At 73.9% G+C, this 13,811-nt stretch carries 14 protein-coding genes and 1 pseudogene; 5 read left to right on the forward strand and 10 right to left on the reverse strand.

The features are described from left to right. The first annotated feature begins 185 nt into the window (after positions 1-185). Both RKE29_RS20885 and RKE29_RS20890 read left to right on the forward strand, forming a co-directional pair. Positions 186-611, forward strand: a complete 426-nt coding sequence (locus RKE29_RS20885) for a hypothetical protein (protein WP_312007031.1) — start codon at positions 186-188, stop codon at positions 609-611. A gap of 387 nt (positions 612-998) precedes the next feature. Continuing rightward, positions 999-1,955 (forward strand): alpha/beta hydrolase, encoded by a 957-nt coding sequence (locus RKE29_RS20890; protein WP_312007032.1) that lies wholly within the window; start codon positions 999-1,001, stop codon positions 1,953-1,955. A gap of 158 nt (positions 1,956-2,113) precedes the next feature. On the opposite strand, the gene RKE29_RS20895 is transcribed toward RKE29_RS20890, so the two are convergent. The 8 genes from RKE29_RS20895 to RKE29_RS20930 form a co-directional block, all read right to left on the reverse strand. After that, positions 2,114-2,314, reverse strand: a complete 201-nt coding sequence (locus tag RKE29_RS20895) for an amidase family protein (protein WP_312007033.1) — start codon at positions 2,312-2,314, stop codon at positions 2,114-2,116. A 10-nt stretch (positions 2,315-2,324) separates the two neighbouring features. Continuing rightward, complete coding sequence (locus tag RKE29_RS20900) at positions 2,325-3,605, reverse strand: amidase family protein (RefSeq protein WP_312007034.1); 1,281 nt, start codon at positions 3,603-3,605, stop codon at positions 2,325-2,327. Between the two features lie 253 nt (positions 3,606-3,858). Continuing rightward, complete coding sequence (locus RKE29_RS20905) at positions 3,859-4,482, reverse strand: DUF4276 family protein (protein WP_312007035.1); 624 nt, start codon at positions 4,480-4,482, stop codon at positions 3,859-3,861. Positions 4,483-4,489: 7 nt separating this feature from the next. Further along, on the reverse strand, positions 4,490-5,674 hold the full coding sequence (locus tag RKE29_RS20910; protein ID WP_312007036.1) for an AAA family ATPase: 1,185 nt from the start codon (positions 5,672-5,674) through the stop codon (positions 4,490-4,492). Positions 5,675-6,570: 896 nt separating this feature from the next. Continuing rightward, complete coding sequence (locus tag RKE29_RS20915) at positions 6,571-6,936, reverse strand: hypothetical protein (protein WP_312007037.1); 366 nt, start codon at positions 6,934-6,936, stop codon at positions 6,571-6,573. A 17-nt stretch (positions 6,937-6,953) separates the two neighbouring features. Then, positions 6,954-7,271 (reverse strand): DUF397 domain-containing protein, encoded by a 318-nt coding sequence (locus tag RKE29_RS20920; RefSeq protein WP_312007038.1) that lies wholly within the window; start codon positions 7,269-7,271, stop codon positions 6,954-6,956. Between the two features lie 161 nt (positions 7,272-7,432). Continuing rightward, positions 7,433-7,654: a DUF397 domain-containing protein gene (locus RKE29_RS20925; protein WP_312007039.1), complete on the reverse strand. Its 222-nt coding sequence runs from the start codon at positions 7,652-7,654 to the stop codon at positions 7,433-7,435. Then, the gene (locus RKE29_RS20930; protein WP_312007040.1) at positions 7,651-8,478 is read right to left on the reverse strand and encodes a helix-turn-helix transcriptional regulator; all 828 of its coding nucleotides are present in this window, start codon (positions 8,476-8,478) and stop codon (positions 7,651-7,653) included. The genes RKE29_RS20925 and RKE29_RS20930 overlap by 4 nt, the downstream gene beginning before the upstream one ends. A gap of 141 nt (positions 8,479-8,619) precedes the next feature. Between RKE29_RS20930 and RKE29_RS20935 the strand changes: the two genes are divergently transcribed. After that, complete coding sequence (locus tag RKE29_RS20935; protein ID WP_312007041.1) at positions 8,620-8,976, forward strand: hypothetical protein; 357 nt, start codon at positions 8,620-8,622, stop codon at positions 8,974-8,976. Positions 8,977-9,513: 537 nt separating this feature from the next. Here RKE29_RS20935 and RKE29_RS20940 read toward each other — a convergent pair. Continuing rightward, entirely contained in the window at positions 9,514-9,723 is a 210-nt protein-coding gene (locus RKE29_RS20940; RefSeq protein WP_312007042.1) for a hypothetical protein, read from the reverse strand. Positions 9,724-10,577: 854 nt separating this feature from the next. After that, on the reverse strand, positions 10,578-11,222 hold the full coding sequence (locus RKE29_RS20945) for a bifunctional DNA primase/polymerase (RefSeq protein WP_312007043.1): 645 nt from the start codon (positions 11,220-11,222) through the stop codon (positions 10,578-10,580). A gap of 530 nt (positions 11,223-11,752) precedes the next feature. Here RKE29_RS20945 and RKE29_RS20950 point away from each other — a divergent pair. Together RKE29_RS20950 and RKE29_RS20955 are read left to right on the forward strand one after the other, a co-directional pair. Beyond that, positions 11,753-13,150 (forward strand): transcriptional regulator, encoded by a 1,398-nt coding sequence (locus RKE29_RS20950; protein ID WP_312007044.1) that lies wholly within the window; start codon positions 11,753-11,755, stop codon positions 13,148-13,150. Between the two features lie 406 nt (positions 13,151-13,556). After that, a pseudogene (locus tag RKE29_RS20955) lies at positions 13,557-13,811 on the forward strand (hypothetical protein); the annotation flags it as partial.

The following is a 13,811-nucleotide window of genomic DNA, read 5'->3' on the forward strand; positions in this document are numbered from 1 at the left end:
GGCCGGGCGGCGCGGTGCGGCCGTCCGGCGGCGCCCTGGCAGCCCGGCGCCGCCCGCCCGTGTCGCGCACCCCGGCCCGCCCGTACGGCCCGCCGCGTGACCCCGTGCAGCCCGGTGACTCGTTCGCCGCCCCTTGACGTACCGGCGGCTTGGTGGGCACGGGCGGGCTGTGCCACCGTGCCGACATGGATCGCCCACAGCTCGACGGCCGCCGCCGCAGGGGCCCGGTGGACACCGTCTCCATCCCCGACGCGGCCCGGCAGTTGGAGAGCATCACACGCTACGTGGCCAGAAGCCGCGACGATCTCACCGGGCGGGCCAAGGACGGCGCTCCGCTCGCCTTCGACGCCGAGCGGGCGCTCGCCTTCGCCCGGGGCGCGAACTGCGTGTCCCTGACCAACGGCGCCGGGGAGACCGTCGCCGTCGTCGTCTCACCCGCGGTGCTCGACGTGCTGCGGGACGCCGTGTACCTGCTCCAGCGGGAGCTGGAGCGGCTGCGCGGGGCCGGCGCCCCGGTGGCGGCGGCCGGGGCTTCGGCGGGGGCTTCGGCGGGGGCGGCGGTCCCCGCGCGAGAGGGTGACGCGGATCTCGTCGGCGGAGAGGTCGGGTAGGCCCGCCGGTTCCGGTTCTCGCGGATTCCCCTGTTTCAGCCACGATTTGACGGTCCGACCAGCAAACCGCGAATACGAACGCTATATGGCTGAAAAGAGACGACTTCTGTTCGGCATTGCCGAACCCTTGTGGCGCTTGTACTGTCACTGCCGACCCGGTTGCCATGGGCACGACCTTCGCGTCCATGGCGTCGGGGTCGCGGACGCGCGGCGCGTACGGCCCCGTCCACTCCTCCTTTCACCACCGCGCCGAGACGCGGGCCCGGACCCCGAACCCGAGCCCGCCCAGCCGGCCGGATGACCGGTACCGCCCCGCTGCCAGGCAGCCCGGACGGCCCGGCCCGGCGGGCTCCCCCCACATCGCTCCTCGTGTGCCCAAGGACCCCCATGCGCCACCCTGCCCAGCGCCGTGCCCGCGGACCGCGGACCAGAACCTCCCTGGCCGCCGTCCTCACCGGCGCCGCCCTCGTCGGCGGCACGCTCACCGGCGTCGCCGCCGCGTCCTCCACCGCCGCCACCGCCGCGCGGACCGCTCAGGCCGCCCAGGCCGTCCAGACCGCCGCGGAGACGGAGTACCGCCGCGGCCCCGACCCGACGCCGACGAGCGTGCAGGCCCCCGACGGCCCGTTCACGTACGAGAGGATCACCGTTCCCGCACAGGCCGGATTCGGCGGCGGGACGATCTACGCGCCGACCAATCTCAGCCAGGGGACGTTCGGCGCCGTCGCCATCTCGCCCGGCTACTCCGCCAACCAGTCCTCCATCGCCTGGTACGGGCGGAAACCGGCCTCCAACGGCTTCGTCGTCTTCACCATCAACGTCCTCGACACCTACAACGACCAGCCTCCCGCCCGTGGTCGGCAGCTCCTCGCCGCGCTCGACTACCTGACCGGGAGCAGCGCCGTACGCGGCCGTATCGACGCCGGACGGCTGGCCGTCGCCGGGCACTCCATGGGCGGCGGCGGTGCCCTGAACGCGGCCTACAACCGCCCCGGCCTCCGAGCCGCCGTCCCGCTCACCCCCTGGCACCTCTTCAAGAACTGGTCCGGGGTGCGCGTGCCGACGCTGATCGTGGGTGCCGACGGGGACACCGCCGCGCCCGTCGAGGAGCACGCCGAGCCCTTCTACCAGTCCCTGACCGCCGCGCCCGAGCGGGCGTACCTGGAGCTGAAGGGCGCCGGCCACCTGGCGCCCACCCGCTACAACGCCACCATCGGCTCGTACACCCTGGCCTGGCTCAAGCGCTACGTCGACAACGACACCCGCTACGAGCGGTTCCTGTGCCCGGCTCCCCGGCCCGGCGGCGCGATCGCCGAGTACCGCAGCAGCTGCCCGGGCTCCTGACCCGCCCGGGGCCTCCGACGCCGTCGAGGCCTCCGACACCCCCGTACCATCCCCCTCCCCCACCCCGGCCCGGACGCCCGCGCGGCGTCCGGGCCGCGGGGTGTGCGGGCGGGGCGGGAGGCGGTCCGGGCCACCGGCGTCCAGCCGCACGGCAGACCTCAGCCCATGAGCGAGCCCGGCAGCCCGGCCACGTGCGTCACCGTACGGTCGCCCAGGTACGGGCCGATGACCTGCACGCCCAGCGGCAGCCCCGCGGCCGTGGCCCCCACCGGCACGGCGGCTGCCGGGAGGTGGACCTGGCTCGCCAGGTTGAGCCAGGTGGCCTGCTCCCAGTAGCCGCGCCGCTCGCCGTCGACCATCAGGTACCGGTCAGGTCCGGCGGTGCGGCCGTGGGCGCCGCGGGCGTGACCAGGACGTCGACGCGGTGGAAGCAGTCCGCCACCGCTCGCGCAGGTGCTCGCGCTCCTCGGCCGCCGACAGCCAGTCCCGGTGCCGCATGGTGCGGGCGCGCAGACAGGCCGCGTACGGGGAGGCGTCGTCCGGGTCCAGGGCCTGCGCGGCGGCGATCTCGGCCGCGTACGCGTCGGCGGGCGCACTCGCCGCCGAGCCCGCGAACATCAGCGCCTGGAAGAGGCGGGTGGACCGCGCCAGATCCACCGGCCGCACCGTGTCGTCCACCCGGGCGCCCGCCTTTCGCAGTGCCCCGGCGACCCGGTCCAGCAGCGCGCGGGTCGCGGTGTCCACCCGGCAGTACGGGTCGTCGGCCCACACGCCGACCCGGTAACCGCCCGCCCGCGCGTGCCGCGGCGCGGGCAGGTCCAGCCGCCACCCGGCCGCGGCGCCGGGCGCCGGGCCCGCCAAGACGTCCAGCGCCAGGTCCAGGTCGGCGGCGGTGCGGGCGACGGGGCCGAGTGCGAGCATGTCGGAGGTCGTCAGCCAGCCGGGCGGGCGTGGGATGTGGCCGCGGGTCGGCACGGCGCCGAAGCTGGGGCGCAGCGCGTACACGCCGCAGTAGTGGCCCGGCAGCCGCAGTGAGCCCGCCAGGTCGCTGCCCACGTCCAGGGGGCTGAGGCGGGCCGCCACGGCGGCGGCCGGGCCGCCGGAGGAGCCGCCCGCGGTACGCGCCGGATCGTGCGGGTTGGGCGTGGTGCCGAACAGCGGGTTCGCCGTCTGCATGTCCTGGCACATCGGCGGGGTGTTGGTCTTGCCGAGGACGACCGCGCCCGCCGCACGCAGCCGCGCCACCGCGTCCGCGTCCCGGTCCGGCACGTGGTCGGCCAGGTCGGGCGAACCGCAGGTGGTGCGCAGGCCCACCGTCTCCAGCGAGTCCTTGACTGTGACCGGCAGCCCGAGCAGCGTTTCCGCCCGGCCGTCGCCGCGCTCGCCGCGGTCGGCCGCCCGCCGCTCGTCGGCGGCGTCCGCGGCGGCCAGGGCGCCCTCGCGGTCGACGGTGACCACGGCGTTGCACTCCGGGTGGCTTGCGATACGTGCCAGATGCGCCTCGGTCAGCTCGCGGCTTGACACCTCGCCACGTTGCAGAGCGCGCAACTGCTCGGCCGCGGACAGCCGGGTCAGGCCGGTGACCCCGGCGGGGTCCGGACCGGCCGAGGCGGCGGCGGGGCCCGGGGCCGGGCTCTGGTTCAGGGCCATGAGGATGCGGCTTCCTGTCCGGAGGGCCTGGAGGGTCCGGCGGGCCCGGAGTGTGCAGGGGGTCCGGCGGGTCCAGGGGGTCTGGCGGGCGCGGACGGTTTGGCGGCGCCAGAGGGTGCGGCGGGCGGGGTGGAAGTGGGCGGGCCATACGCGGCAGCGCGCGCCCCGCGGGGCGTCGCCCGCCAGCTCAGGCCGGGGCGGACCCGGCCCGGGGCCCCGGCCACCCCGCCCCGGCCTCGACACCGGCACGGCGTCAGCCGACCGGCAGCAGCTCCCGCACGGCCCGGCAGAACTGCCGGAAGCTGGATGAGGTGTTGCTGTCGAGGCTCAACTCCGGGGCCAGTGACCGGGCGAGTTCCAGCTTGCGCAGGCCGTTCGGGAAATAGTGCGCGTCCTGGAGCAGCTTCTCCAGCTTCTCCCAGGTCCCGCCGGTGACGGCGTCCACATCGCGCAGTCCTCTGCGCTGCTCGAAGTTCTTCATGCGCGGATAGACCTTCCGCAAGGCTTCCGGATCGCCCAGATACCACGCCTCGATCTCCTCGCAGGCGATGCGGGCTTTGAAAGCGCCGCCGTCGCACCGCGCGCCGCTCCTGTGCACGGTGAGACCGGCCTGAGCGGCCATGTGGTCCAGCCTTCTTTTCAGTTCCACGCAGTCGTCGTCGTCCCTGTCGAGCAACACCAGAATGCGGACGTCCGCACCCGCCGCCCACGACGCGTAGCCGCGAAGTCGGCTCGGGAGTTTCCGCAGCAGGTCGGCCTTGCCGTTGTAGACCCGTAATGCGAAATCGACGTCTTCGGTCGCACCCGGGACGAGGCGCGGCAGCAGGATGCGCAGCACGGCCTCGGCGCTCGGCTCCTCAAGAAGGATTTCCAGCATCCGGTGATCACCGGTCTCGGCGGGCCAGCGGGTCCCCCGCGTTGAAGTACCCTTCCATCCACAGGTCGCCGAGCGCCGCGCCTGCCTGCATCATGCGCACGACCTGGGAGTTGTCGGACACCCGGTACGATCTCGTGTAGCCGTCGTCCTTCCGGTGCAGAATCCGCAGTTCCTGGGGACGGATTCCGTTCACGAGAAAGGGCGAGTGCGTCGAGACGAAAACCTGGCTGCGCTCCGCCGCCGCCCGGCACTCCTCTGCCAGTTCGGGCAGGAGTCTGGGGTGCAGATGGTTCTCCGGCTCCTCGATCCCGATCAGCGTGGGTGGTTCCGGATCATGAAGAACCACCAGGTAGGAGAGCATCTTCAGGGTGCCGTCCGAGGCCCAGCGCGACTGGACGGGCTCCGTGAACGGCGCGTCCTTGAGTTGCAGCAGCAGCCTGCCGTCGTCCAGCGGCTTGGTGCCGACCTTTTCGAGCTGAGGCACCCGTTCCGCAAGAATGCGCAGGATTTTCTCCAGCCGGTCCTCGTGCTGCTCTGCCAGGTACTGCATGACGTTGGGCAGGTTGTCTCCCGATTTGGAAAGACGCTCCTGCGGCCCGGCCTCCGGGATGCCACGGCTGTCATTGGCCGAGATATACGACAGGTACCACCCGGTGATGAAACGGCGAAGGGCGCTCACCCGCGGATGCCCGGCGAGCTGGCCGAGGGTGCTCACCGCGAGGAGGTCCGGAGAATCCAGCTTCTCGTTGATCCTCCGGTCGCCCTCCTCCGGGACCTCCCCGGTGATCACCATTCCTTCGCCCTGCCTGAAGTCGAGAAACTTGTACGGTGCCCCGACGCTTTTTCCGCGCCGCCACTGAAGCGATTCCGACTCGACCACCGGACCGCGCCTGCCGTCGTCGATGGCCAACCGGTAGGTGATGGGGCTCAGCCCCGGCTCCCGGTACTTGATCTCGAACTCGACGGGTCCGGTGGAGCCACGGGACCGGATCTCCCGCCCGCGGCCCCTCCGATCCCAGGCTCGCCGCAGGCCGTCGTCGAAGCATTCGGCGAGGAAGGCGAAAACGTCGAACAGCGTGGACTTCCCGCTACCGTTGGGGCCCGCCACCACGGTCAGGGGCGTGATGCCGGAGAGGTGAAAGTCGCGAAGCGCGCGGTAGTTCCGCACGCGCACAGTCTCGATGCGCGCCAAGCCGGACATCGTTGGAGCCTGCGCCATTCTCCTCGCCATCTCCTCGCCGGTGCGTACTACTGGTCCGTGCGCCTGGTGGGTTCTCCCGGCTGTGACACGCTGATCACAGCGTAGACCGTACCCAGCCCTGGGGTGCCGAGCCACGGACGGCCGGGGGCGGCCGAGGTGGCGCGGCGGTTCAGCGGCAGGGCCGGGTGAAGCTCCACAGCCGGTCGACCTCCGTGAAACCGGCGTGGTCGGAGGGCCGGTTGGCGGCGGCGCGGCCGCGTCCGGGTCGTCGTGGGCGACCCCCCGGCGCTTGGCCGCCAGGTCGCCGGGAGCGGGGTCGACCTCGGCCGCCTCGTAGTCGACCGGCCACCGGCCCGGTCGGCCTCCGCGCCGATGACGTACGCCTCCCGCGCGGGCAGCATGCCCCGGGGGGCCGGGCTCGGCGGTCTTCAGCGCGACGCGGCGGCCGTCGGCCATCCGCAGCCGCCACACCCGCGCGCCGCGCCGGTCGATGATCAGCTTCGCGTCGTCCCAGGGGCCGAGGGCCTGCCGGGCGGCGTCGGGTGGGGCGCCAGGCGGGGAATCGGGCACCACGGCCCCTGGCCACCGGTGTCGGCGTCACCCGCTGTCGGTCCCATCGTGTGGGTCAGAGCGGCCAGGGAGTCACGTGGACGATGTACCGCCGCTCCTGCCGTACGACGGTCACGTACTGAAACATGCCACCGCCTGGAAGGATCGCCTCTTGCAGGCCAGGAGAGATGCCCTGGTAGGAGGTGCCGTCCAGGTAGAGAGCCGCTGCCGCGCGGACAGTTCGTCGGCGCGTTCCTCCACCCGCGCGACGAACGCGAGATCCGGCGAGTCGCCGATCACGTGATGAGCGTCTGGGTCGTACTCCCAGCGCCAGTCACTCACCACTGACCCGCGCGCGCGGTGTCCATGATGGTCCTGATCTCGTCCATGGCGGCGCGCCAGGCAGGATCGTCCTTGTCGAGGGTCTGGACCGCCTGCTCTGCCGCGTGGAGCCGCCGGGACACCTCCGGAAACCGCTCGACCTCGATCACGGTGGCCCACTTGAGCTGGAACATGGCGATCGGCCCGAAGCTGTTGGACTGCGTGGCCATCGTGAAGACCGTGTCGCGCTCCGTCGCCATCTCCGCCAGCCGCGACGGCGCCACCTGCGCGAGCGCGGCGCGCAACGCGGGGTAGGTCTTACGGGGCCGGGGAACCAGCTCTCCGCCGTGATCGGTCGACTGCGTGGGCATACGTCCTCCCATGGACACCGGCAGCCACGCTACGGCACGCGGAGCCCGCTACGCACGGGAAGCCTCGCCGTCTTCAGGGCCGTGACGAAGGCGGACCAGGACGGGGCCGGGAAGAGGAGGGCCGGGGCGTGGGGGGTCTTGCTGTCGCGGACGGGGACGAGGCCCGTGGGGGCGTACGCGGGGGCCCACTCGACGCAGTTGGCGTGGTCAAAATCGCTGTGGCTTGACTTGATCCACTCGGCCGCGCCCGGGAAGCCCTCGGCGATCTCGACGCAGTGGCCGCCGTCGCCGTTGCTGTGGGTGCTCTTGCGCCAGGTCGCGGTGGACAGGTCGGGGGTGCTGGGCATGGCGGCCTCCGGGGCGTCGGTACGGCGGCGGAGCGGACGGACCGAGCGTAGGCGGGAGGCGGGGTGGTGGGCGTGGAGGAAGTCGGCCAAAATGGTCCCGCAACGCGACGAAGCCCCGTCATTCCGGGACGGGGCTTCGCGCGTTGCGCTACGGCGCGGGGTCAGACGGTCGGGAGCGCGTCGGCCTTCACGGCCGAGACGAACGCCGACCAGGCCGGGGCCTCGAAGACCAGGGCGGGGCCCTGCGGGTCCTTGCTGTCCCGGACCGGGACGACCCCGGTGGCGGCGACGGCGGGCGCCCACTCCACGCAGTGGCCTCCGTTGCCGTTGCTGTAGCTGGACTTGACCCAGCCCACTCGGGCCGGGTCAGGGGCGGTGCTCATGAGGAAAGTTCCTCCATCACGGATCGGATCATCGCCGCCGAGTCGGTGGGCGACAGGGCGTAGGCCCTGATCCGATCGTAGTTCCGGCGGCAGTTCCTGACGAACTCCGGATCCTCGTGCAGGAACCCGGTCGTGATGCTCTCCTCGTAGGCCACCATGGCGTCTTCCAGGGTGAGGAGCGTCAGCGAGCCGCCCAGCAGACCGTGCGCGCCGTGCGCGAACGGCAGCACCTGCACGTCCGTCGTCGGGGTGTCCGCGAGGTCGATGAGGTCGGCCAACTGCCTCCGCATGACCTCCGGGCCACCCACCTCGCGCTTTATCACCGCCTCGTCCAGGATCAGGGAGAGGCGCGGGGGGTTGGGGACCCGCAGCCGGGCCCGCCGACTCATGCGGGCCTCCACCAGCTGGTTGATCGCCTCGTCCGTCGCCGTCGGGTCGAACTTGCGGAACAGCTCCCGGGCGTAGTCCTCGGTCTGCACGATGCCCGGGACGGTGTGCCCGGCGTACTCCTCGATGACCAGCGCCTGCGCCTCCAGGGCCAGGCTGCGGCGGTACTGGTCCGGGTGGATCTCCTGCCGCACCAGCTCGTACAGCCGTCCGAAGATGCCGTCCGTGCCGAACGCCGCGTCCAGCCTCGCGGGCATGTCCTCCGGCGGCATGTAGTCCGCCACCTCGACGCGCGACACGTGGCTGCTGCTCGACTGGATGACCTTCGCGAGCTGGTCCTGGGTCATCCCCGCCTGCTCCCGGCGCCTTCGGACTTCCGAACCGAAGAAGTGCCGTCCAGAACGTCCGGGTGTGAGTTCGCGTAGTCGTCGTCCCATGGCCGCGTCTCCTCTCTGGGCCCAACTTCCCTGTTGGGAGCGAATGGGCTTCTGATTCTAGAGTCTGATGCGCAACTCTGTTGGTGGAAACAGAAATTGGCACTTCGCCAGAAGTGCCGTACACGTGTGCGAGGTTATGTGATGACCCAGGAATACGCGCCCGAGCCCGACCTGCGCGACACCGTCGAGCGCCTGGCCAAGGGGCAGAGCGAGCTCGGCCGGGGTGAGGTCGCCGTCCGCGCGCAGGTGCGGGCGGTCAGCCGTCAGGAGTCGCACCTGCCGTACGACGGCGACGGGCCGGTGGACGTCGAGGCCGTGCTCAGGGAGCTGGTCGAGGTGCTGGGGGCGCTCGGGATCGCGCTGCCGGGCGCGCGGGTTGTGCGCTCCGGGGAGTACGGGCCGGACGGGCGCCCCGGTCCGTACATCGCGCTCGGCGAGATCTCGGCCGCGGAGGCGCGGGAGTGGGCGGCGGCCCTGCGGCGGGCGTTGGAGCGGTGAGTCGGCGGAAGCCGCCGGATTTCGCTTACGAGTTCGAGCAGGGGCAGGTGGTCCTTGACCGGGCGCGGGGCGAATTCGGTGAGGTGATGGGACACGACGGGCCGTGCTTTCAGCTCCGGCCCATCGGCGGCGGCCGTGAGTGGGACGCGAATCCCAAGGACATTCGCAGTGCAAGTCGGCAGGAAGAATTGAGCGTCCGGCTCGCCGCGCGGAACAGGGACAGTATCGGGAGGTGCGGCCGGTGACGGTTCGCGCGTTTGTGCGGTTCGCGGAAAAGCGGGCCCGGGGGGAATGGCGGTTTCGGCGGCGGAGGGGCGCGGCGCGTTCGGGGGCGGGCGCCGGGCCGACGCCGTGCTGGTGGTGCGGGGGGCCGCGCGCGGGGGACGACGGAAACGGGAGCGAGGGGCCGCACGCCGGGATGCGGGACGAGATCGCCCGGCGCGTGGTCGCCCGGCTGTGGCACGGCAGCGAGGAGGAGCTGCTGGCGGCCGTCTTCGGGTCCGGTGCCGCCCGCACCCTGCTGGCGGACGGATCCGGTCAGGGTCCGGGTGAGAGCGGCGAGTGCGCCGTGCCGCCGGGGGGCGAGGCGGGTTCCGGGGCGGACGGCATCCGGCCGGTGACGGGCCTGGCCGTGCGGACCTGCGACGGGTGGCGGCTGAGCGCGGAGACCGGGAGCGGGCGGCCGTGGGCGCTGTTCTCGGCGCTGTGCGTGGTGTGCGGGGCCGAGTCGGAGTCGGTCGAGGGCACGCGGCGGCCGGTGGCGGAGTGGGCGCTGCGGCACACCGCCGAGCACGCGGGGCACCGGGAGTTCAGGTTCGTGATGGAGCGGTACTGGAGAGCGGAGCCGGTCGGGTCCGGGGCGGGGGCGGGTGCCGGGTCCCCGTCCGGGGCGGAGGCCGGTTTCGGTGGCGGTGGCGGGGGCGGGGCCTCTTCCGGGGCGGGTGCGGGTCGTGAGGCGGAGGACGGTTCTGGGGCCGCGTCCGCTTCCGGGTCGCCTTCCGCGTCCGCCGGGGTGGGTGCCGGGTCTGGGTCCGGGCCCGGCTCGGGGTCTGGGCCCGGTTCGGGTTCGGGCCTTGGGCCGGGGTCGGGCTCGGGCCTTGGGCCGGGTTCGGGTTCGGGGTCGGGGTCCGGTTCGGGTTCTGGGTCTGGGCCGGGGTCTGGGCCGGGGTCGGGGTCGGGTTCTCGGCCGGGGTCCGGTTCGGGCTTCGGGTCCGGCTCGCGGTCTGGGGCCGGTTCCGGGGCCGGTTCCGGGTCCGGGGCTGGTGCCGGTGTCGGGTCCGCGTCCGGGCCGGGTTCCGGGGCCGGAGTGGGTTCCGGGGTCGGGGCTGATGCCCGTTCCGGGTCCGGCGGGGGCGGTTCCGGGGCCGATCCGGTGGTCGGCTCCCGCGTCGTACCGGGGCCCGGTCTCCGGTCGCGGCGCGGGTCCGGCGCGGGGTCGGGGTCCGGCGCGGGGCACGGTCCGTACCGCGGGCCCGAGCCCGCCTAGCGGGCCCCGCCGAGGGCCGGCACGCGCGTGCCGACGGCGCCCCGGGGCGGCCCGGCCGGTCCCCCGTGAATCCGGCCGGGTGGTGGGGAGAGGTGGCGCCGGGGTGGGGCGAGGGTCAGCGGCGTTCGCGGGCGCACGCGTAGGCGAGGGCGCTGACCAGCTCCTCGGCGTCCGGCAGCCAGCGGTTGGCGACCGTGGGCTGGCGGGCCCACTGGACGGCGCCGCGCGAGCCCACGCGCGTGGGCGGCGCGGGGACGTAACCGCCCTCGCCGAGCGCGGTCAGGGCGAGCGTGGACGGCACCCAGCCGAGCTTGCGCAGCATGTCCGGCAGCTTCCCGGCGGCGCCGGGCAGGACCAGGAAGTACATCCGGCGGTCGGGAGTGGACAGCACCGGGCCGCCCTGGACGCCGAGCCGGTCCAGCCGGGCCAGGGCGAGGAACCCGGCGGCCTCCGGCACCTCCAGCACGTCGAAGGAGCGGCCGGTGGGCAGCAGCACCGAGGCGCGCGGCGTCTGGTCCCACATGCGGCGCACGGCGGCGGCGCTGCCGGTGGCCTGGCCCGCCCAGTTGGGGGTGGCCGGGTGGGCGCCGGGCCGGGGGCAGGTGGCGGACCCGCAGGAGCAGTGCTCGACGCCGTCGGCGGCTTCGAGCCAGGTGCCGGGGAACACGTCCCAGTGGCGGTCCTCGGCATACCGCACGGCGGCGTCAAGCAACTCCAGGCCGCGCTGCCGGAGGTCTCGCGGCGTTCCAGTGACGTCCATGCTCTCTTCCACGCTCAACACAACTTTCGGTCTGATCTCGCTGATCTCGGGTTTCGGTGCGCCAACTGCGGGTGCTGGCTACATCCTTGTGGCATCCGGCGGCGAACGGAACGGCATACGGGGCGCATCGAAGCACGGCCGGGGGCGCGCGCTCGGTGAGTGCCCTGTAAACGGGTAGCCACCATCCGTGACGGGCATACGAGGGGGCCCGGGGGCCGCGCCGCGTGCCCATGGGGGAGGCCCGCGAGCTTCGAGGGGCACATCACGGCTGTCCGTGGCTCACCGCGGCCGTCCGCGGGTCCACCAGGGCGTTTCGACGTCCCTGGGAGGCTCGCCGCGGGCTCCGGCGGGCATGCCGCGGGCGTTCGTGGGCGGACCGCGCGCGTCGCGGTCAATACGGGCAAGTCCCGAATTTTCCATCAACACCTGCACTTCGGCGGAATCTTTCGTGTACCCGCTATCTAGGCGGGGCAGTGATCCCAAGGGACGGCGTTCGGTGGAACGCACGACAGCAACCAGGGGGTACGTCCATGGCCGCTAGGCCCCTCGTCGCGCGGCAGCCGAACGAACGGCTGCAAGCGCTCATCCAGGAAGCCGGGTGTTCCAACGCAGGGTTGGCACGCCGGGTCAACATGTGCGGCGCCGAGCACGGTCTCGACCTGCGCTACGACAAGACGTCCGTCGCCCGCTGGCTGCGTGGCCAGCAGCCGCGCGGACGGGCCCCGGCCATTATCGCCGAAGCTCTGGGCCGCAAGCTGGGCCGTACGGTCACCATTGACGAGATCGGCATGGCCAACGGCAAGAACCTCGCCTCCGGGGTGGGTTTACAGTTCTCGCCCACCGTCCTGGGCGCCATCGAGCAGGTCTGCGAGCTGTGGCGCAGCGACGTCGGACGGCGCGACTTCCTCAGCGGCTCGACCGTCGCCTCCTCCGCGCTGGTCGAGCCGAGCCGGGACTGGCTGATCACCGCCGCCGACGCGCAGGTGGCGCGGACGGCCGGGGCCCGGGTCGGCAGGGCCGACGTGGCGGCCGTACGGGCCACCACGGACGCGCTGGTCGACCTCGACCACCGGTACGGCAGCGGCCACGTGCGGCCGGTGGTGGTGCACTACCTCAACAGCGTGGTCTCCGGGCTGCTGTCCGGCTCGTACCGCGAGCAGGTGGGCCGCGAGCTGTTCGGTGCGGTGGCCCGGCTGACCGAGCTGGCCGGGTACATGGCGGTGGACACCGGCCAGCCGGGCCTGGCCCAGCGGTACTACATCCAGGCGCTGCGGCTGGCCCAGGCCGCCGGAGACCGGGGCTACGGCGGGTACGTGCTGGCCGCCAGCATGAGCCACCTCGCCGCCCAGCTCGGCAACCCGCGCGAGATCGCCCAGCTCGCCAAGGCCGCCCAGGAGGGCTCGCGCGGGCAGGTCACGCCGCGCGCGGAGGCGCTGTTCCTGGCCGCCGAGGCGCGCGGGCACGCGCTGATGGGCGACGCCCGCGCGTGCCACGCGGCGGCCGGGCGCGCGACCGAGGCCCTGGAGCGGGCCACCGGCAGCGGCAGCGGCGAGCACACCGGCGACGACCCGCAGTGGATCCGGCACTTCGACCAGGCGTACCTGGCGGACGAGCTGGCCCACTGCCACCGCGACCTCGGCCAGGCCGAGCCCGCGCGGCGGCGCGCGGAGGAGGCCCTGGCCGGGCACCCGGAGGGCCGCGTGCGGCGGCGGGCCATCGGGCTGCTGCTGCTGGCCACGGCGTACGTGCAGCAGCGCGAGGTCGAGCAGGCGTGCCACACGGGCACGCAGGCGGTCGAGCTGCTGGGCAGGCTGCGGTCCAACCGGGGCGCGGAGTACCTGGACGACTTCCAGCAGCGGCTGGAGCCGTTCCGGGACGAGCCGGTGGTGCGGGAGTTCGGGGCCCGGCTGGAGATGCAGGCGGCGTAGCGGTGGGCCTCCCGGCGGTCGCCGGGAGGCCCACCGGTCCCGGGGCCCGCGGGGGTCCCGGGGAGGCCCGCGGTGGGCCTGGGCGGTTTCCGGGAGGCCCTGGCGGTCCCGGCCGTGCCCGCGCCCCCGCGGGCCGGGTGTGCGGCGCGCGGGGCGGCGTGCGCTCCGGGACCTGCGTCAGCGGGNGCCCTGGCGGTCCCGGCCGTGCCCGCGCCCCCGCGGGCCGGGTGTGCGGCGCGCGGGGCGGCGTGCGCTCCGGGACCTGCGTCAGCGGGTGAGACGGGGGCCGAGCGGGAGCGCGGAAGGCGGGGGCAGCGGGGTAGCGTGTGCCGACGGCTGCGTACGTTCCGACTCCGGGAATGTCCAGCCCGGGCAAGGCATTTCCGAGGCATACCTAGGAGTCCCGGTGACGCAGAGCGGACAGGGGAACGAACCGTGGCCGCCCGCGGCCCCGCCCGCGCGGCCCGCTGAGCCCCCGCGGACCGTGCACGAGGGCGTGGTGCTGCCCGCGCACGGCGACCCGTGGCCCCCGCAGAACTCCGAGCCGCAGCAGGTGACTCCGGCGGGCGGGCAGGAGTGGGGGCAGCCGTGGGGGCCTGACGAGGCGGCCGGGCCGCCGCCGGGCGGGCCCGCGGCGGGGTACGCGCCGGGCGGCGGCCCC

The organism is Streptomyces sp. B1866 (assembly GCF_031932565.1).
GTDB lineage: Bacteria > Actinomycetota > Actinomycetes > Streptomycetales > Streptomycetaceae > Streptomyces.